We start from the raw sequence: 18,798 nt of genomic DNA, 5'->3' as shown, positions 1-18,798 counted from the left end.
CGCGGATACGCGGATCTTGCAGGGCTTGAGGCCCAGTGGGTCGGACCAGGTATGGGGGTTGTGGACGTAGGTTACGGGGTGCGGAGCGGGCGCCAGGCCGAGGGGGTCGGGGGACAGGTAGCGGGCAACGTCGGGGTCGTAGTGACGGCGGACGTTGTAGTGCAGCTGGGTTTCCGGATCGAAGTACTGGCCGGGAAAGCGCAGGGGCGTGTATGCCGTGGCGTCGGCGGTCCAGATGGTTTTGCCCCACGCCCCGCAACAGGTCATCGACCAACGCTTCTTCACCATCATCACCGACCTTGTCGGCACCCCGAGCGAACTGGTCTCCGAAAGCGGCGACATCGTCTGGCGGAGTCGGTCCACTCTGGATGGAGAAACTCTCCCCCGCACTGCCCCCGCCGACACCGGCGGAGACTCCGAGCGCGGATTCGGCCGCCTGGAAGACCATGCCGCTCACCGCCCGCCCGACCACCTCCACCAGCGGATTGACGGCCGCCTCGATGACCTGGCCGATGATGTACTGCTCCAACTGCTGCACCAGGAAGTCCATGAGCTTCTCGGCAGCCTCCACGACCAACACCTCGGCCGCCTCCGCGGCCCCCAGCGTGGCGACCGCGGCGGCCTGATCGGCAACGAACGTGATGGCCAGCACGGTGAGTTCGGCGATCGCCTCCACCTTCATCGCCACGATCGTGTCCGCCGCGACATCCAGTGCGGTCGCCACCGTGTGGCAGGCGTTGACCAGCTCCGTCATGTGACTGTCGGACAGCTGCCCCCACTTGGACAGCAACGCTTCGTACGACGCGCCCTGATAGACGTCTTCCAGCTGTTTGATCGTGCCGGTGGAGTCCTTGTGGGTCTCCTCCACCTTCTGCGCGAAATCCCTTACATGAGAAGCGAATTCGCGGACCTTGTCCTCATTGACGTTCGGCCAGTTCACCCCGATGAACTGAAGGAACGACACCACCTGTCCAGGCAGCTCGATCGCCATGCTGCTCCCCCCTGTGACACCGGTGACAGCTCAGCAGACGACGTTCAAGGGAAGGGCAAGGAGAAGGCAAATGTGTGTCCTGAATACCGTCAGGAGGACCTCTGGCACTCCAGCGGCACATCGTGATCACACTCGCGCCGGGCCTGCGTAGCCCACAGCAGGTGCTGCATGCCATCCGGGGTGGCCACCGGTTCCCTGCTCCGGAGCCGGTCCCCTGCTCGGGACCGGTCCCCCCTCGGGGACGTTGCAGAGATCCCGGGGCGGCATAGCCTGGAGGGTGTGGGCACGCTTGCCCCGGCCCCGAGCCGCTGGCGGGCGGTATCCGGCCCCCGTGTCGCCGGGCGGCATCCGGCGGCGGCTGCGGCACTCGCGTCCCGTCTGTGTCGGGCGGGTGCCGGTGAGCGACGCCGACGAGAGGACACCCCATGAGCAGCTCCAGCCCTGACGACCACGTGCCCCCGACCGAGGCGGCTGCCGCCGAGGGAGCCCCGTCCGCGGAAGAGGCGGCGGAAACCCGGGCCGCCCTGATCGACATCGCGACCAGCGTGGCCCTGCTGCCGCAGTCACCACCGGCCGAGGGCGAGGAGGAGCGCCCCGAGGGCACCATCGCCCTGCCGGTGATCGAGCAGGAGGGGAATCGATACGTCCCCGTCTTCACCACCGAGGACGCGCTGCTGGCGGCCGGGGGAGATCCCGACGCCGCGCTCTGCCTCCCCGTCGTGGACCTGGCCGCGAACTGGCCGGCGGACGACCTGTGGCTGGCGGTCAACCCGTCCACCGAGGAGGGTCTGGTCCTTCCCCCGGACCTGGTGCGGGCACTGCCCGCCTTCAGCCGGGGCAACGGCCAGGCCGAAGAGCCGGGGCCGGGGCCGGGGCCGGGCTGAGGGTGACGGAGGCGGCGCCGGAGGAAGCAACTGGCCTGACAGCGCTGCAAGTTGCCCCCCATGAAGGTGGAGGGGCTGAGCCAGGGCTCGCCGACGCCGGGAGCCGGTCGACAACCCCTGGGGCGGCCGCGGCGCGGGGGTGGAGCCACCACCCCCCTCCCCTCCCGCCAACCCCCCGCCTGCCCGGGGGCGGACCGGCTGTCGTGGGCCGGGACGGGTCACAAGACTCGCTGGCATGACGACGAGCCTTGAGAGTCTTGAGAACCGTGAGAAAGCTTCCTCGCCCGCCGGCCCAGCGGCCGAGGGCCCCGGCAGCGACTTCGCGCGGCTGTCGCGGCGCATCGTGGCGGCGGGGCTGCTGAAGCGGCGGCCGGGCTATTACGGCGTGCGGCTGTCGTTGGTGAGTGCGGCGTTCGTCGGGGGGTGGGTGGCGTTCTTCCTGGTCGGGGACAGCTGGTGGCAGGCGGGCGTGGCGCTGTTCCTGGCCTTCGTGTTCGGGCAGGTGGCGCTGGTCACCCATGATGTGGCGCATATGCAGGTGTTCCGCGGGCGCCGGCTGAGCGGGGCCGGGGGGCGGATGTTCGGGAACCTCGGGGTGGGGATGTCGTACGGCTGGTGGATGGGCAAGCACACCCGGCATCACGCCAACCCCAATCATGAGGAGCTGGACCCGGACGTGGCGCCGGACATCCTGGTGTGGTCGCAGGAGCAGGCGCGGGCCGCCACGGGGCTGCCCCGGTTCCTCGGCCGCTATCAGGCGCAGCTGTTCTTTCCGCTGCTCACCCTGGAGGGGTTCAATCTGCGGGTGTCGAGCATCCGGGCGCTGCGGTCCCCCACCATGAAGCACTGGGGAAGCGAGGCGGCGCTGTTGCTGGCGCATATCGTGCTCTATCTCGGCGCGCTGTTTCTGGTGCTGTCCCCCGGTAAGGCGCTGGTCTTCCTGCTCGTCCACCAGGCCGCGTTCGGCGTGTATTTGGGCGCTACGTTCGCGCCCAACCACAAGGGGATGCCGACGCTGAAGGGGGACGCCCGCCCGGACTTTCTGCGGCGGCAGGTGCTGACCTCACGCAATGTCCGGGGTGGGCCGCTGACCGATGTGCTGCTCGGCGGGCTCAACTACCAGATCGAGCACCATCTCTTCCCGAGCATGCCGACCCCGCATCTGCGCCGGGCGCAGGTGATCGTGCGGGCGTACTGCGCCGAGATCGGTGTCCCCTATCACGAGACGGGGCTGCTCAGGTCGTACGCAGAAGCGCTGCGTCATCTGCGGCGGGTGGGGGAACCGCTTCGGGCCGGCGGGGAGTAGGCGGCTGCGCCGCGGCCCGGTCGTCCTCCTGCCGGGCCGTGCGCCGGGCCGCCATGACGGCGTAGACGAGGATGCCGGCGAAGAGGAAGAGCACGCCCTGGTAGATCGCGGCGTAGCCGGCGCCGGCGACGAGCCAGAAGGTGAAGCCGAAGGCGGTCAGGGCGAGGGTGAGGTCGCGGGCGAAGCGGGCGGGGCGGACCTTGTCGCGGCGGCCGGTGAGCAGGAAGTAGACCTGGGCGCCGGCGGCGAGGAGGTAGGGCACGGTCGCCGAGAAGGTGGTGATCAGGACGAGGATCTCGAAGACGCCACCGGAGCCGGACAGGTAGTTGAGCACCGTCAGGGCGCTGGCGAGCACCCCGGCGGCCAGGACGCCGAAGGTCGGCACACCGCGCCGCTTGGTCAGGAACGCGGCGGGGAAGAGCCCGTCCTTGGCGGCGGCGTACGGCGCCTGGGCGCTCATCAGGGTCCAGCCGTTGAGCGCGCCGACGATCGAGACGACGGCGGCGAGCGCGACGACGGTGCCGCCCCAGTGGCCGCCGAACATCGCGTTCACCGCGTCGGAGAACGGCGCCTGGGACTTCACCAGCTTGTCGTGGGCGACGGTGCCGAAGACGGCGACGGTGCCCAGGAGGTAGACCACGGCGGAGCCGATGGTGCCGAGGACGGTGGCCCGGCCGACGTTCCGCTCCGGGTCGCGGACCTCGCCCGCGCTCATCGCGGCGGACTCCACGCCCACGTAGGAGTAGAGGAGGATCGCGGCGGCCGCGGACATCCCGCCGAGCGCACTGCCGCTGCCCTCGTGGAACGCACCGAGGTGGTGCGGGTCGAAGAAGAACAGGCCGACGACGGCGATGAAGAGCAGCGGGACGAACTTGAGGACCGTGGAGACCGTCTGGACCAGGCCGACGTAGCGGGTACCGGCGAAGTTGGCGAGGGCCGGCAGCCACAGGGCGATCAGCGCGACCGCGAGGTCGGTGCCCTTCGTCGGGTGGCCGGGCAGCAGGACGTGAACATAGCCGACGGCGGCGACCGCGAGGGCAGCGTTGCTGACCCAGGTCATGGTCCAGTACGACCAGGCGGAGAGGAAGCCGGCGAAGTCGCCGAACGCCTCGCGCGCGTAGACGTAGGGGCCTCCGGTGTCCGGGTGGCGCTCGGCGAGCCGGCCGAAGACCAGGGCGAGGGCGACGGCACCGACGGTCAGTACGCCGAAGGCGACCAGACTGACGGTGCCGAACGGCGCCACCGACGCCGGCAGCAGAAAGATGCCACCGCCGATGATGTTGCCCATCACCAGGCAAGTTGCGGTTCCCAGACCGAAGCGGCGGGTGTGCCGGTCGTTCATGTCGTGGCGGGCCTCTCGTCGTGCGCTGTGCACCCGGGGTTACCGAGCGGTGCTCATCGTCCGCGATCGGCGCCGCCCGCCAAAATCAGCGGCTTTTGTCCTGCGGAGGCCGTCCCGGCGGTGAAAAACCTTCGGGCTCGGGCTCGTCGTGCCGCAGTTCGTCCACAGCGGGTCCGAGGGGCAGTTGCGGGCCGTCGGCCTCCGCCAGCCAGCGGCGCAGCACCTGGTGCACCTGTTCGGCGCCGGTCAGCGGCTCGCCGTCGGGGACCGGCGCGGTGAGCTCGGCGGGCCAGAGGAGGAAGGGGTGGCTCTGGGCGCCGCCCAGCCCGCCGTGCGAGCCGATCTGTTCCTCGAAGGCGTGGACCGCGCCGGTCGCCGGCTCACAGACCGAGTTGATCATGAGGTCGGCGGTGTGCGGGAAGCGGTCGGTACGGCGTACGGCGTCGGCCGCGCCGTCGCCGAAGGGAGCGAGGGGGTCGGCGCCGAGGACGCGGCCGGTGTCGAGGTAGTGCTCGGCGCCGGCCGGGCCGAGCACCACGGGGCCGTGGGCGGCGGAGCGGACCAGGACGAAGCCGATGCCGGGGTGGTCGGTGAGGGTGGTCAGCAGGGCGGGGTGGCGGCGGTCGAGTTCCTCGCGGGTGATCCGGCCGGGCACGTCGGGGAAGGACACCAGGCCCAGGTTTCCGGAGGCCAGCACGACCGGGTGGGCGGCAACCGGCTCCCGGGGCGCGGCCGGGTCCTGGAGGCGGTGCGGCGCGGCCGGCTCTTCGGGGCGGTGCAGCGCGGCCCGCACCGCCGCTCTGGCCTCGGCACCGCTCGGGCTGCGCCCGGCGCGCCGCGGCACCGGCAGCCCGCACCCGGCACGCACCAGGTCCTGCAGGCTCAGCCCGTAGCGCTCCCGGAACGTCGGGCCGTGGCTCTGGCCGTGGTCGGAGAGCAGCACGATGCGGTACGGGCGCGGGGCGTGCCGGGCGGCCCGGGCGATCAGTGCCAGGGCCCGGTCGAGGCTGCGCAGCACCTGGCGGGCGTCGCGGTGGGCGGGCCCGGAGTGGTGGGCCACTTCGTCATAGGCGACGAGGTCGGCGTAGACGGCGGTGCGGCCGGCGAGCAGGTCGCCGATGACCGCGGCGACCACCACATCGCGTTCGACGACGGTGGCGAAGGCCCTCAGGACGGGGTACAGGCCGCCGCGTGCGACCCGCGGCACCTCCCTGCGCAGGCGGGTGCGCAGCGACTGGACGATCTCCCGGACGACCTCGGCGACGAAGGAGACGGCGGTGCGGGTGGCGTTGGCCGGATCGGAGAAGTAGGCGAAGTAGCCGGCGCGGGAGCGGTGGTGTCTGCCGCGCCGGGCGGCCACCGACATCACCAGCGCGACCTGGTCGGCGCCGCCGCTGAAGAGGTTGCCGCGGCTGGCGCCGTCGCGGGCGAGCAGCCCGCCGTCGCCGGTGCGCTCGATGGCGCGGCGCTGGAGTGCGGCGGCGCTGCTGGGCCGGTTGCTGACGACGACGGTGCGGGTGTCCTTCTCGTACCAGCGGAAGGCCGGCACGTCCTCGTTGCTGCCGTGCAGCAGGGCGAGCTGGCTGGCGCCGGTCTGGCTGGACCAGTCGGTGCGCCAGGGGGTGAGGCGGTGGCCCTCGCGCCGCCAGCGGGCGACGGTCTCCATCAGCGGCCCCTCGCCCCCGGTGGCCTCGCACAGCAGGTCGTGGCCCAGGCCGTCGAGCTGGAGGAAGACCGTGCCGGGGGTGGCCGGGCCGCGGGGACGGCGGCCGTGGCGGCGCCCGGCCAGCCGGACCAGTCTGCGGTGGTAGGCCTCGTCGTTGCGGACCGCGAGGAAGGCGGAGGTGGCCGAGGAGGCCGCGGACATCACGGCCGCGACGATCACCGCGGTCTGGGGCGCGGCCTGTCCCCGGCCCTCGGGGATCAGATCGAGGGCGAGCAGCAGCAGGGACCCGTTGAGGAAGAAGCCCAGCAGGCCGAGGACGAGCGCCGGCACCAGCAGCAGGGCACGCACGAGCAGCGGCCACACCACCGCGCTGAGCAGGCCGAACGCACCGGCGCCCCAGGCCGCGGCGACGGCGGTGCCGGTGAGGCTGTCGCCGTTCGCGGACTGCAGCCGGAAGTCGGGCAGCAGGGCGGCGAGGACGAGGAGGGTGAGGCTGGACACCAGCCAGACCGCGAGCACCCGGAACAGGGCGCCGCTGAGGGATGTCCACCGTGGAATCCGCACGCCGCTGCCACCTCACGCTCCGGCCCGCACCGGCACCACGGACCTGTTGACCAGCGTGGCACACACCCGGCCGCCCCCGGCTCCGGCCCGCCCGCCCGTGCCCGGCACCCGCTTTCCCGGCCGGATGGTGGACGATCGGAAGGAGCGCCCCCGAGGCGGGCGGTGCGGCGCGTCGGGACGGAGGTGCGCGGTGTCGGTGAAGGTCACCTGGTGGGGGCATGCCACCGTGACGGTCGAGGACTCCGGGGTGCGGGTGCTGACGGACCCGCTGTTCGTACGCCGGCTGGCGCATCTGCGGCGCCGGCGGGGCGCGCTGCCGCCGCCGGAGGCCGCCCGGGCCGATCTCGTCCTGGTCTCCCATCTGCACGCCGACCATCTGCACCCCGCCTCGCTGGCCCACCTCGCGCCGGGGACCCGGCTGGTGGTGCCGCTCGGCGCGACGGCCGCGGTGCCGGGGCTGCGCCGGGTGGCGGCGGCCCGTGCGCTGCGGATCACCGAGCTGCGGGCGGGCGAGGAGTGCCCGGCCGGTGCGGTGACAGTACGGGCGGTGCCGGCGGCGCACGACGGGCGGCGGCTGCCCTGCGGCAGGCGCCGGGTGCCGGCGCTCGGCTATGTCGTACGCGGCGCGGCGCGCACCTACTTCGCGGGCGACACCGGCCTGTTCGAGGAGATGGCGGACGAGGTCGGCCCCTGCGAGGTGGCGCTGCTGCCGGTGGGCGGCTGGGGGCCGTTCCTCGGGCACGGGCATCTCGACGCCCGGCGGGCGGCGCAGGCGGCGGCGCGGCTGGCGCCGTGCAGCGCGGTCCCGGTGCACTACGGCACGTACTGGCCGATCGGGATGGACGCCGTACGGCCGCATGAATTCCATGCGCCGGGCCAGGAGTTCGAGCGGCTGATGGCGACGGTGGCGCCGGGGGTGCGGGTGCACCGGCTCGGGCACGGTGAGTCGGTACGGCCGAAGGTCGGGTGCGATGGCGTTGCTGGGTGAGCTGGTGCAGAGCGTGCCGCCGGAGTCGACGCAGCAGACGGTGGGGCTTCCGTCGCTGTTCCTGCTGGTGGTGATCGGGTCGCTGGTGCCCGTGGTGCCGACGGGGGCGGTGGTCAGCTCGGCGGCGGTGGTGGCCTTCCACCACACCTCGCCGTTCGCGCTGCTGCTGGTCTTCGCGGTGTCGTCGCTGGCCGCGTTCCTCGGCGATGTCGGGCTGTACTGGCTCGGGCGGCGCGGCACCACCTCCCCGGGCGGCTCACGCTGGCTGGCGCGGCTGCGGGCCCGTGCCGCGCCGGAGCGGCTGGCACGGGCGCAGACCGGGCTGCGGGAGCACGGGGTCCTGGTGCTGGTGCTGTCGCGGCTGGTGCCGGCCGGGCGGATCCCGGTCATGCTGGCCTGTCTGCTCTCGGCGATGCCGCTGCGGCGGTTCGTCCGCGGCGATATCGCGGCGTGTCTGGCCTGGGCGGCGGCGTATCAGCTCATCGGGCTGCTGAGCGGCTCGCTGTTCGGCGAGCCGTGGCAGGGCGTGGTCCTGGCGGTCGCCCTGACGCTGCTGATCGCTGCGGCGCCGGCGATCCGGCGGCGCCTCGGGCGGGGCGGGGCGGATGGCGGGGCCCGTCTCTGAGGCCCCCAGGGAGACTCGAACGCTTCCGCCACTGCGGCGGTGGAGCCGCCGGAGACAGCTCCACCGCCGCGGCCGGGCGGGCATTTACTCGTGGGCGCTGATCACACCGCCGCTGCTGAGCACGATGGAGACGCCGTTGGCGTCGAGCCCGACGTCGTGCTGGTTCGTCTCCAGCGTGGCGGCCACGCCGTCGTGGCCGATGATCTGCGCGCGGTACCGCAGCTCGCCGACCTTCGTGACCTTGGCCGTCCAGCCGCCCGCGAGCTTGAAGGTGCCCGGTCCCTGGTGTCCGCCGCCCATCCAGGAATGGACCTGGCCGTCCAGCGTGAGCGTGACGAACATGTCGTTGGCGTCGAGCCCGTCGTCGTGCCCCTTCGTCTCCATCGTGGCCAGGACCGAACCGCGGGCGACGATCTTGGCGCGGTAATGCTGGTCGCCGAGCCGGTAGATCTCGGCCTTGCTGATGCCGTCCGCCAGGCGCTGGGTGCGGACCGGGGATGCCGCCCTGCCAGCGTTGGCGGCGTGCACGCTGCCCGACTGCTTGCCCGTGGCGTCCGCCTTGGCGTCCGCCTTGGCGTCCGCCTTGGCACCGGCGCTCGCCTGGGCGTCGGAGCCCGGTAATCCGGCGGAGGAGCCCGCGCCGCTGGACTCCACGGCGGCCTTCGCCGTGTCCGAGTGGCTCGCGGGCTTCGCGCCGGCGGCGTCCGAGCCGGAGCAGGCGGTCAGGGTCAGGGCGGCGGCCGCGGTCAGGGCCGCGGCGGCCACGCGCAGGGTGCGGCGACGAGCGGTGCGGACAGTGGTGCTGGAGTTCATTTCGGGTCCCCCGGGTCGGTCGGTGTCGTTGTCTCTCGGTACGTCACCCACTCTGATCGGGGCCACTATCGAGAAGCTGCCGCTCCGCTAACACCCGGCTAACACGGGTGTCAGGAGGGGAAGGACGCCAAGGAGAACCCGAAGAACCGGGCGCGGCAGCCTGATTCGCGTCTCTTCCGGGCCAACGGGCCGACCGCACCCGGTTCGAGCCCGTGCGGGACAGGATCCGGGGGCCTCGCACAGGCCCCGGCCGAGCGGCGGCCGTCAGCCGTCCGTGGCGGAGGTGAGTCCGGTCAGCGCGCGGGACAGCCCGGTCAACGCCTCCGTGAGGTGCCCGAGTTCCAGCGGATCGGGCGCGTCCAGGGTGCGTTGCCGCAGCTCCCGGTCGGCGCCGAGCAGGGCCTCGGCGCTCAGGCGCACCCGCAGGGCGCCCGGCGCATCGCCGAAGCGGTATCCGCCGCGCGCCCCCCAGGGCGCCAACTTCCGCTCCAGCGCATGGGATTCCACGATGCCGCGGGCGGCCAGCGGCCGGCGCAGCGGTTCGAGGTCGGCGTAGAGATGGCTGCCGGAGTGCGGCGGACGGCAGACCGCACCCGCCTCGGTGACGGTGTGGTGGAGCGCCGCGGCGAGGGTGCCGTACACCCGGGCGACGGTGGCCACCCTGGCGCGCAGCGCGTCGGGTTCGCCGAGGGCATGGGTGACGGCGCAGCCGAGCGGCCCCGGAAGCGGGGCGCCGACCGCGGTGAGCGCGTCCAGCGCGGCGGCCCGCAGGACGGTGCCCCGGTCGGTGTCGGGGAAGCGGGCGAGCGCGGCCGGCCAGGAGGCGGGCACCAGCGTGGCCCGCAGGTCGGTGAGGACCACGACCTCGTCGGGCAGCATCTCGGCAGGGCTGAGCAGCACGGTGTCGTGCGGATCGTGCAGCAGATCGCGGCGGGTCTCGTCGCTGACGATCCACAGGCCCTCTCCCACCGCCGCCTCACAGACCTCGTGGAGCTGTTCGGGGGCGGGGCAGGTGCCGGTCGGGTCGTCGGCGACGGACAGGACCAGCACGCGCGGGGTGTCACCGTGCATCCGGGCCCGGCGGACGGTCTCCAGCAGCGCGAACGGGTCGGGCACGCCACCCGATTCGGCCGGTACGGGCGCGAGGTGCACCGGCCGCCCGAGCAGGTGGGCCGGCGGCGCGTGCCACTCGGCGCAGGGCCGCGGCAGCACCACCGCCCCGTCGGCCGCGGCGTACAGCGCGAGCAGCAGCGCCGGCGCCCCGGACGCGGCGAGGACCCGGTCGGGCGCGGTGACCAGGCCGCGGCGTTCCCAGTAGCCGCAGGCGGCGGTGCGCAGCGGGGCCGCGCCGCCCAGGGGGTCGGCCTCGGTGCGGTCGGCGGCCGCGGAGAGGTGGGCGACGAGGTCCGGGAGGACCGGCAGGCCCACCGGCGGATCCGGGTCCGGTTCAGGCCGCGGGTCCGGGGCGGTCCGCTGCATCCGTACCTCCACTCCGCAACGGCGGGTCGATGGTGGGCCCGTCGCAGGACGGGCGGCCCGTCCACCTTGGCAGATCACGGGGGTGGCGACGGGGGCGACACGTCAGCGGCGGGCGGGACCGGCGCTCAGGAGGGCGGGACCGGCGCTCAGGAGGGTGGCACTCGCGCTCCCCGCGGCGGGCGGGCCGGCGGCGCCTCGTAGCGGTGCACCGTCACCACCTCGCCCGGTCCCCATTCCTGCCGCTCGGTGCCGCGGCGGAGCCAGCCCAGGTGCTCGTAGAGGGCGATGGCCGCGGTGTCGGTGGCCTTCACCTCCAGTACGGGGCGCAGTCCGCGGGCCGTCGCCGCCGCCTCGACGGTGTGCAGCAGGCGCCGGCCGAGTCCCGCGCCGCGGGCGCCGGGCGCGACGTAGAGCCGGCTGATCTCGCGCCCGCACAGCGCGGCATGGCCGACGACCGTGCCGTCCACCTCGGCGACCCAGGCGGCGGTCAGCCCGTCGGGGGTCAGCCAGCGCACCGGGTCGCCGGGCCAGTGGTGCGGGTAGCCGCTGTGGGTGTGCACCTCGGCCAGGACGGCCGCACAGGCGTCGAGGTCGGTGTCGTGCCGTCTCCGGATCATCCGGGCATCGAAGCACGGTCCGCACCGGTCCGGAACCCGCCGGCCCGGCCGCGACGCTCCGGCGGCCACCTGCCGCGGGTTCCGGTCTGTTCGGGCCGGTCCGGGGTACAAGGTGGCGCATGCGAACGCGACTGAGCCGACTCGACCGGCGGACCTTCAACCTGATCGCCACGCGCGAGTGGCCGGGCGCCCAGCGGGTGCTGCCCCGGCTGACCCGAAGCGCCAACCACGGGCTGCTGTGGCTGGGGCTGGCGGCCGGGGCGGCCGCGGTGGGCGGCCGTCCGGTGCGCCGGGCCGCGCTGCGCGGCGTGGCCTCCCTGGCCGTGGCATCGGCGACGGTGAACACGCTCGGCAAGCGCTCCGTACGGCGTCAGCGCCCGGTGCTGGACACCGTGCCGGTGATACGGCAGTTGCACCGGCAGCCGATCACCTCCTCCTTCCCCTCCGGGCACGCGGCCTCGGCGGTGGCCTTTGCGACCGGTGTCGCCTTCGAGAACAAGTGGTGGGGCCTGGCGCTGGCGCCGGTCGCCGCGTCGGTGGCGTTCTCCCGCGTCTATACGGGGGTGCACTATCCGGGTGATGTGCTGGCGGGTGCCGCGCTGGGGGCGGGGGCGGCGTTCGCGGTCCGCGGTCTCGCCCCGACCCGCGCCCAGCTGGCGCCGCCCGCCCGGCCCCGCGCCGAGGCCCCCGCGCTGCCGGGCGGCCGCGGGCTGGTCGTGGTGGCGAACCAGGGCTCGGGGCAGCGCACGGGCCCGCCCCCGGACCGGGCCGGGGAGGTGCGCGCAGTACTGCCGGAGGCCGAGGTGACGGTGTGCGGCGGGGAGGACGGGGAGCCGCTGGACAAGGCCCTGGACGAGGCCGCGGAGCGGGCCAGGGCGCTGGGCGGGGCGCTGGGGGTGGTCGGCGGGGACGGCACCGTCAACGCGGCGGCGGCGGTCGCGGTGCGGCACGGGCTGCCGCTCGCGGTGCTGCCCGGCGGCACCCTGAACCACTTCGCCTACGACCTGGGGATCGAGACCTATGCGGCGGCGGCGCGCGCGGTGGAGAGCGGCGAGGCCGTGGCGGTGGACGTGGCGCGCTTCCGGGCCGGGCCGCATCTGGAGGGGCACCAGTTCCTCAACACCTTCTCGATCGGCGCCTATCCGGAGCTGGTGCGGATCCGCGAGCGGTGGGCGGGCCGGATCGGCGCCTGGCCGGCCGGGATCCTCGCGGCGTGGGAGGTGCTGCGCACCGCCGCGCCGCTGACCCTGCGGATCAATGGGGAGCGGCGGGCGGTATGGCTGCTGTTCGTCGGCAACTGCCAGTACCGCGGGCTGGGGCTCGCGCCGGTGCGGCGGCACGATCTGGCCGACGGGGTGCTCGACGTACGGGTGGTGCACGGTGGCCGGCTGGCCCGGACCCGGCTGCTCGCCGCGGCGTTGATGGGCACCCCGCGCAGCTCTCCGGTGCTCGGCGAGGCGCGTCTGTCGCGGCTGCGGATCAGTGACGTCCCGGAGGGTACGCAGCTGGCGTTCGACGGTGAAGTGGCGCCCGCGCCGAGCGAGTTGTCGCTGGACAAGCAGAGAGAGGCGCTGACGGTCTACCGCTTGCTGCCCGAATAGTGAGATACGACTCTCATAATGCGAGATTGACGCGTACGGTGATGTCACCACGCCGAAGGGGCGGCCGCGCCGTGCTGCGGCCGCCCTCCCCGCCCGCGTAAGGAGTCGGCCATGCCGCAGGAATCCGCCGTCTACACCCACGGCCACCACGAGTCCGTACTGCGCTCCCACACCTGGCGCACCGCCGCCAACTCGGCCGGATACCTGCTGGATGCGCTGCGGCCGGACATGCAGATCCTCGATATCGGCTGCGGCCCCGGCACCATCACCGCCGATCTGGCCGCCCTGGTGCCCGACGGCCGGGTCACCGGCCTGGAGCGGGCTCCGGAGGTGCTGGAGCAGGCCCGCGCCACGGCCGCCGGACGGGGCCTGACCAACGTCGGCTTCGCGGTCGGCGATGTCCACGCACTGGACTACCCCGACGACACCTTCTGCGTCGTGCACGCCCACCAAGTCCTCCAGCACGTGGGCGATCCCGTCCAGGCGCTGCGCGAGATGCGCCGGGTCACCAAGCCCGGCGGGATCGTCGCCGTCCGCGATGCGGACTTCTCGGCCATGGCCTGGTACCCGGAATCCGACGGGATGACCGACTGGATGCGGCTGTACCAGCGGGTGGCCCGCGCCAACGGGGGCGAGCCGGATGCCGGACGCCGGCTGCACGCCTGGGCGCGGCAGGCCGGGTTCGCCCCGGACGCGATCACCGCCACCGCCGGCACCTGGTGCTACCACACCCCGCAGGAGCGGTCCTGGTGGAGCGAGCTGTGGGCGGACCGCACGGTCAGCTCCTCGTACGCCCGGCTCGCGGTGGACGGCGGACACGCCACACCCTCGGAGCTGGACCGGATCGCACAGGCCTGGCGGGCGTGGGGCGCCGACGAGGACGGCTGGCTGGCGATCCTGCACGGCGAGCTGCTGTGCCGCGTCTGACCACGGCACCGCCGGCCGCTGCGCGACGCCGGCCGGGCCGGGCACACCCCCGCCCCGCCCGGTCGGCGCATCCCGCTCGGCGCCGCCCCACCGCCACTGACGCGGATGGCCCCGCGATTGCCCCTGACGGCCCAGCCGCACCCCTCCCCCGGCAGATGAATCCCCTTCCTGCCGGTATGGATGGAGAGCGTGACCCGAATACAGCGCCTGGCCGCCCTCGCCGCGCTCGCCCTGCTCGCGGCGGGCTGCGGCACCCAGCGGTCCGCCGGCCCCGCCCGCTCCTCGGCGCCCGCCGCGCCGGGCGCCGCCCGGGCCTCCGCCAACGCCACCTTCACCCTGCTGGCCACCGGCGACGTACTGCCGCACAACGAGATCATCCGGCAGTCCGGCGGCAACGCCGGCGGCCACGGCCATGACTTCCGCACCATGTTCGCCGGGGTGAAGCCGGTGGTCTCCGGCGCGGATCTGGCGATCTGCCACATGGAGACCATCTACGGCAGGGACGGCGGGCCGTTCACCGGCTACCCCAGCTTCAAGTCCCCGCCCGAGGTCGCCGCCGCCCTCAAGGACGCGGGCTACGACTCCTGCTCCACGGCCTCCAACCACACCCTCGACGACGGCGCCGACGGCGTGCGCCGCACCCTGGGCGCCATGGACGCGGTGGGCCTGCGCCACACCGGCTCGGCCCGCTCCGCCGCCGAGGCCGCCCGGCCCGCCCTGCTGCGAGCCGGCCCCGCGAAGGTCGCCCAGCTCTCGTACACCTATGGCACCAACGGCATTCCACTGCCCGGCAAGGCGCCCTGGGCGGTCAATCTGATCGACCGGAAGAAGATCATCGACGATGCCCGGGCGGCCCGGCGGGCGGGGGCGGACGTGGTGGTCGTCAGCCTCCACTGGGGCACCGAATGGCAGCCCGAGCCGGACGAACAACAGCGCACCCTGGCCCGCGCGCTGACCGCCTCGCGCACCGCGGGACGGCCCGACATCGACCTGATCCTGGGGACCCACGCCCATGTCCCGCAGGCGTACGAGAAGGTCAACGGCACCTGGGTCGTCTACGGGATGGGCGACCAGCTGGCGGGCCGGATGTTCAACCACAGCAACCAGCCGGACGGCCGCGGCAACCAGAGCTCGATGGCCCGCTTCACCTTCGCCGGGCCGTCCGGACCCGGCCGCCGCTGGACGGTCCGCAAGGCGGAGTTCCTCCCCCAACTCACCGACATCAACGACGGGTTCAGGGTCGTGAACCTCAACGCGGCACTCGCCCGGCAGCCCGAACGCAGCGACTACGTACGGGCCCGGGACGCCATACGGACCATCGTGCTGTCACGGGGCGCCGGCCGGAGCGGTCTGATCATGGCCAACTGATCGCGTAGCGGCGGGGGTCCCAACTAGGGTTGCCGTATGGACATTCTGGGGACCTCATTGCGGGTGTGCGTCAGCGATCTCAATGCCTCGATCGGCGTCTACGAACGGCTGACCGGTGCCGAGGCGATCCGCTTCCAGCGTGGCGGGGTGGCGGTCGCGGCCGTCGGGTGCTTCTTCCTGATGAGCGGCCCCGAGGCGGAGTTGTCGGTGCTGCGGAAGATCACCGCGACCCTCGCCGTCAAGGATGTGGACGAGGCGGTCGCCGACCTCAAGGCGGTCGGCGCGGACATCATCGCCGGTCCGCTGCCGACGCCGATCGGACGCAATCTGGTGGCCCGGCACCCGGACGGTTCGATCTTCGAGTACGTCGACCGGAAGCCGGATGCCGAGGCCTGAGCGGCCCCGGCACCCCGCGCGCCGCCGGTGGCGGGCCCGCCGTCAGGACACCTCAAGGACGATCTTGCCGCGGGTCCGGCCGGCCATGCTCTGCCGCAGCGCCTCGGCGGCCTCGGACAGCGGGAAGACGGCCGCGACCGGCACGGTCAGCTTCCCGGCGTCCGCCAGCGCGCCGAGCGCGGTCAGATCGGCCGTGTCCGGGCGCACCCACACCATGTGGCCGCCCTTGCCCTTGACCTCGCCGTCGGCGACCGAGGCCACCCGGCCGCGGTCCTTGAGCAGCTCCTGCGAGACGTCCACGACGCCACCGCCGACGAAGTCCACGGCCGCGTCGATGCCCTCGGGCGCCAGCGCCCGCACCCGGTCGGCGAGCCCTTCGCCGTAGGTGACCGGCTCGGCGCCCAGGGACCGCAGGAAGTCGTGGTTGCGCTCACTGGCGGTGCCGATGACCCGGGCCCCCCGGGCCACCGCGATCTGGACGGCGAGCGAGCCGACACCGCCCGCGGCGGCGTGCACCAGGACCGTCTCGCCCTGCTTCGCAGCCACCCGCGCCAGCGACTGATAGGCCGTCAGTCCCGCCAGCGGAAGCCCTGCGGCCTGCTGCCAGCTGAGCGAGGCGGGCTTGCGCGCCAGGGTCCGCACCGGTGCGGCGACCAGCTCCGCGTAGGTGCCGTGCTGGACGGCGTCCTTGCGGACATAGCCGATGACCTCGTCACCGACCTCGTACTCGGTGGCGTCCGCGCCGACCGCTTCCACCACGCCCGCCACGTCCCATCCGGGGACGAGCGGGAAATATGTGTCCAGCATCGGGTCGAGATAGCCCGCGAGGATCTTCCAGTCGACCGGGTTGACCCCGGCCGCCTTGACCCGGACCAGGACCGAGTCGGGGCCGACCTTGGGGTCGGGCAGGTCGGAGTAGGCGAGGACGTCGGGGCCGCCATAGGTCTGCGTGCTGATTGCCTTCATGATCCGCCACAACGCGTGCCGGTCCGGGATCATTCCAGGGGCGCGCGCGGTCACCGCAACGGCGTACGGCGCGGGGGCGGCCACCGGCCGCCTCGGCCGCGCTCGCCCGCGCCCGGTTCCCGCCGCCCGTTCCGCCCCGGAGCGGGGCGGGCGCCCGCGGGGCTGTCCGGCGCCCTTACGCCGGACGCATCCGGTAGTCGTACCGCTCCGGGAGCGGATGGGTGGCGCGGGCCGTGGCGCGGACGTCCTCGGTGACCGGTCCGCCGGCCGCGACCAGCCGCTCGGCGATGGCGTACCAGGTGTCGCCGAGCACCTCGTCGCCCTCCCGCAGCGCGGCGATCTCGAACCCGGCGTCGAAGATCTCCCGGGCCGCGGCCGGCTGCCCCTGGGCCAGCAGCACCTGTGCGGTCAGCAACGCGAAGCGGCCGTCGGCCGGAGCGGTCTGCCGCAGGCCCGCCAGCAGCTGTGCGGCCTCGGCCGTACGGCCGGCCGCGAGCAGCGCGGGCACCGCCTCCCGGGCGAGCGCGGGCAACACCTCCTGCCAGGCCCGGGCGCGGGGCCCCTCTTCCGAGGCCGCCCGTGCCGCCGCCGCGCAGGCCTGCGCATACCGGTCGGCGGCGCGGGCCGGCTCGCCCGCCACGGACTCGGCAACGGCCAGGCAGTACAGCGGCAGACAGCCGGCCCCCTGCGCGAGCGCCCGCTCCCAGCTGCGGACGGCCTGGGCGCGGTCGTCGGCGTGCCACTGGGCCAGACCCAGGTGGTAGTCGGTGGCCGGGCCCGGCGCCGCGGACTCCAGCAGCTCTCGCCAGGCCGGCGCGACCAGCGCCGGTCCGGGGGCGGGGCCGGCGGCCGGCAGGTCACCGGTGGTGAGCAGGGTCAGCCAGGGCTCCTGCTCGGCGCCCAGCGTGGCCGCCTCGAACGGCGTGCCCGGCAGATCGAGGCCCGCGCGGGCCACCTCCAGTGCACCCCAGCCGGAGCCGGTGGCCAGCGACTCCTTCGGTTCGTGGTCGGCATACGGCCGCCAGGCGGCGTAGGCGGCCTCGACGTCCGCCCGCGGCAGGACGGCTTCCAGCCGGGCCGCCACCTCGCCGCGGGCCGCGGCCCAGTCCGCGCCGTGGACCGTCGCGGCGTCGGTCTCCAGCGGGCCGTACGCCTCCAGCCAGGCGAACTCGCCACCGGCGTCCAGCGGTACGTGCTCCAGCTGGGTGCGGGCCAGTCCCGCCTGGATCTCGGCGTAGCCGCCGGTGCCCGGTGCGGTGAGCCACTGCTGCCAGCGGCGCCCGCCCCGGCCCGCACCCCACAGGAAGAGCTTGCGGCCGCGCAGGGCGCCGGTGGAGGTCTGCACCAGGCCGCGACCGTCCGCGTCGAGCGAGGTGATCCAGCCGCGGGCACCCTCGGGCACGTCGTAGAAGTAGTCGGCGGGGTACTCGCTGCGCAGCGGGTAACTGCGGTCGGCGCCCTCGGAGTCGGGCACCGGGACGCGGCGCAGGGTGTGGGCGTAGCCGAAGTGCCAGGCCTCGTCCGCGGGGGCCAGGACGCGAGTGCCCTCGTCCTCGGGAACGGCGGTGTTGGACCACCAGTACACCGGCACGGTGTGCGGGTGCGGATTGCGGATCCGCACGCCGACGTGCAGGAAGTCGGAACCGTCCGGCAGCCACAGGTCCACCTGGAAGGGCAGGTCGCGCAGCCGCTCCCACTCCCACAGCCGCAGCATCTCCCCGCCGTCGGGCGCCGGGAGGCGGGCGGCGTGCAGCGGGGCGCAGGTCAGGGTGGTGTGTCCGGTGGCGCCGACGTTCCATTCGATGCCGCCGGAGAACCAGGCGCCGTTGAGGGCGAAGGCCGCGGGCTGGAACACCGGGTTGCGGTAGAGCAGTTCACGGCCGGTGGGCTTGTGGTGGAGGGAGTACACCCGGCCGCCGAGGCCGGGCAGGACGGTGGCGCGCAGCCGGTCGTTCTCCAGGACCAGCGCCTCGACGTCGGTGCTGCGGCGGGCGCGGCCGTAGCCGTCCCGCATCCGGGTCGGCAGGATCGAGCGCAGCGGTGCGTAGCCGAGCTGCCGCGCCATGTCGGCGGGCAGGCGGGTGTCCGGCCCGAGTTCGATGTGGTGTGGGTCGTGGCCGGCGCACAGCGCGGGGAGGGGGTTGTCCGGGCCGAGGGGCGCGGCGGGAAGGGTCAGGGTGGTGCGTCGCACACTCGTGGCCACGGCTGCCTCGCAATGCCGATCCGGGCCACCTCGGCTGCGGCGGCCTCACGTTGACCATGGAA

The 18,798-nt window shown here is 74.0% G+C and carries 15 protein-coding genes and 3 pseudogenes; 9 read left to right on the top strand and 9 right to left on the bottom strand.

Features of this window, described 5'->3' with window-relative positions:
• Positions 1 to 18 precede the first annotated feature (18 nt).
• Positions 19 to 249 (bottom strand): annotated as a pseudogene (locus BKA18_RS31050) (RHS repeat-associated core domain-containing protein); the annotation flags it as partial.
• 1 nt (position 250) lies between these two features.
• Between BKA18_RS31050 and BKA18_RS31045 the strand changes: the two are divergent.
• Positions 251 to 382, top strand: a pseudogene (locus BKA18_RS31045) (RHS domain-containing protein); the annotation flags it as partial.
• Positions 383 to 574: 192 nt separating this feature from the next.
• Here the strand turns inward: BKA18_RS31045 and BKA18_RS31040 are convergent.
• Positions 575 to 991, bottom strand: a pseudogene (locus BKA18_RS31040) (WXG100-like domain-containing protein); the annotation flags it as partial.
• A 425-nt stretch (positions 992 to 1,416) separates the two neighbouring features.
• On the opposite strand from BKA18_RS31040, the gene BKA18_RS31035 reads away from it, so the two are divergent.
• Together BKA18_RS31035 and BKA18_RS31030 are read left to right on the top strand one after the other, a co-directional pair.
• Positions 1,417 to 1,875, top strand: coding sequence for an SseB family protein (locus BKA18_RS31035; RefSeq protein WP_366044702.1), 459 nt, complete (start codon positions 1,417 to 1,419; stop codon positions 1,873 to 1,875).
• Positions 1,876 to 2,110: 235 nt separating this feature from the next.
• A complete protein-coding gene (locus BKA18_RS31030) occupies positions 2,111 to 3,181 on the top strand; it encodes a fatty acid desaturase family protein (RefSeq protein ID WP_366044703.1) in 1,071 nt (356 codons plus the stop codon).
• Here the strand turns inward: BKA18_RS31030 and BKA18_RS31025 are convergent.
• Both BKA18_RS31025 and BKA18_RS31020 read right to left on the bottom strand, forming a co-directional pair.
• Complete coding sequence (locus tag BKA18_RS31025; RefSeq protein WP_366044704.1) at positions 3,111 to 4,523, bottom strand: amino acid permease; 1,413 nt, start codon at positions 4,521 to 4,523, stop codon at positions 3,111 to 3,113. The two genes, BKA18_RS31030 and BKA18_RS31025, sit on opposite strands and share 71 nt — an antisense overlap.
• 85 nt (positions 4,524 to 4,608) lie before the next feature.
• Positions 4,609 to 6,753: a phage holin family protein gene (locus BKA18_RS31020; RefSeq protein ID WP_366044705.1), complete on the bottom strand. Its 2,145-nt coding sequence runs from the start codon at positions 6,751 to 6,753 to the stop codon at positions 4,609 to 4,611.
• A 190-nt stretch (positions 6,754 to 6,943) separates the two neighbouring features.
• On the opposite strand from BKA18_RS31020, the gene BKA18_RS31015 reads away from it, so the two are divergent.
• Both BKA18_RS31015 and BKA18_RS31010 read left to right on the top strand, forming a co-directional pair.
• Positions 6,944 to 7,741, top strand: a complete 798-nt coding sequence (locus BKA18_RS31015; RefSeq protein WP_366044706.1) for an MBL fold metallo-hydrolase — start codon at positions 6,944 to 6,946, stop codon at positions 7,739 to 7,741.
• Positions 7,725 to 8,366: a DedA family protein gene (locus tag BKA18_RS31010; RefSeq protein WP_366044707.1), complete on the top strand. Its 642-nt coding sequence runs from the start codon at positions 7,725 to 7,727 to the stop codon at positions 8,364 to 8,366. The genes BKA18_RS31015 and BKA18_RS31010 overlap by 17 nt, the downstream gene beginning before the upstream one ends.
• Before the next feature lie 84 nt (positions 8,367 to 8,450).
• Here BKA18_RS31010 and BKA18_RS31005 read toward each other — a convergent pair whose 3' ends face one another.
• The 3 genes from BKA18_RS31005 to BKA18_RS30995 all read right to left on the bottom strand — a co-directional run bounded on the left by BKA18_RS31005 (position 8,451) and on the right by BKA18_RS30995 (position 11,275).
• The gene (locus BKA18_RS31005; protein WP_366044708.1) at positions 8,451 to 9,179 is read right to left on the bottom strand and encodes a hypothetical protein; all 729 of its coding nucleotides are present in this window, start codon (positions 9,177 to 9,179) and stop codon (positions 8,451 to 8,453) included.
• Between the two features lie 264 nt (positions 9,180 to 9,443).
• Positions 9,444 to 10,658, bottom strand: a complete 1,215-nt coding sequence (locus tag BKA18_RS31000; RefSeq protein WP_366044709.1) for an aminotransferase class I/II-fold pyridoxal phosphate-dependent enzyme — start codon at positions 10,656 to 10,658, stop codon at positions 9,444 to 9,446.
• Between the two features lie 146 nt (positions 10,659 to 10,804).
• A complete protein-coding gene (locus BKA18_RS30995) occupies positions 10,805 to 11,275 on the bottom strand; it encodes a GNAT family N-acetyltransferase (RefSeq protein WP_366044710.1) in 471 nt (156 codons plus the stop codon).
• Positions 11,276 to 11,394: 119 nt separating this feature from the next.
• On the opposite strand from BKA18_RS30995, the gene BKA18_RS30990 reads away from it, so the two are divergent.
• The 4 genes from BKA18_RS30990 (at position 11,395) to BKA18_RS30975 (ending at position 15,567) form a co-directional block, all read left to right on the top strand.
• Complete coding sequence (locus BKA18_RS30990) at positions 11,395 to 12,876, top strand: bifunctional phosphatase PAP2/diacylglycerol kinase family protein (RefSeq protein ID WP_366044711.1); 1,482 nt, start codon at positions 11,395 to 11,397, stop codon at positions 12,874 to 12,876.
• A 111-nt stretch (positions 12,877 to 12,987) separates the two neighbouring features.
• Positions 12,988 to 13,803: a class I SAM-dependent methyltransferase gene (locus BKA18_RS30985; protein WP_366044712.1), complete on the top strand. Its 816-nt coding sequence runs from the start codon at positions 12,988 to 12,990 to the stop codon at positions 13,801 to 13,803.
• 180 nt (positions 13,804 to 13,983) lie between these two features.
• Positions 13,984 to 15,171: a CapA family protein gene (locus BKA18_RS30980; RefSeq protein ID WP_366044713.1), complete on the top strand. Its 1,188-nt coding sequence runs from the start codon at positions 13,984 to 13,986 to the stop codon at positions 15,169 to 15,171.
• Positions 15,172 to 15,207: 36 nt separating this feature from the next.
• Positions 15,208 to 15,567: a VOC family protein gene (locus BKA18_RS30975; RefSeq protein ID WP_040897981.1), complete on the top strand. Its 360-nt coding sequence runs from the start codon at positions 15,208 to 15,210 to the stop codon at positions 15,565 to 15,567.
• Between the two features lie 42 nt (positions 15,568 to 15,609).
• Here BKA18_RS30975 and BKA18_RS30970 read toward each other — a convergent pair whose 3' ends face one another.
• Together BKA18_RS30970 and BKA18_RS30965 are read right to left on the bottom strand one after the other, a co-directional pair.
• The gene (locus BKA18_RS30970; RefSeq protein ID WP_366044714.1) at positions 15,610 to 16,533 is read right to left on the bottom strand and encodes an NADP-dependent oxidoreductase; all 924 of its coding nucleotides are present in this window, start codon (positions 16,531 to 16,533) and stop codon (positions 15,610 to 15,612) included.
• Between the two features lie 175 nt (positions 16,534 to 16,708).
• A complete protein-coding gene (locus BKA18_RS30965; protein ID WP_366044715.1) occupies positions 16,709 to 18,736 on the bottom strand; it encodes a DUF5107 domain-containing protein in 2,028 nt (675 codons plus the stop codon).
• Between the last annotated feature and the right edge of the window lie 62 nt (positions 18,737 to 18,798).

Source organism: Streptomyces auratus (genome assembly GCF_050433025.1).
Taxonomy (GTDB): Bacteria; Actinomycetota; Actinomycetes; order Streptomycetales; family Streptomycetaceae; genus Streptomyces; species Streptomyces sioyaensis.
The sequence above is the reverse complement of the archived record's forward strand: the minus strand, read 5'-3'. Positions and strand labels throughout refer to the sequence as shown.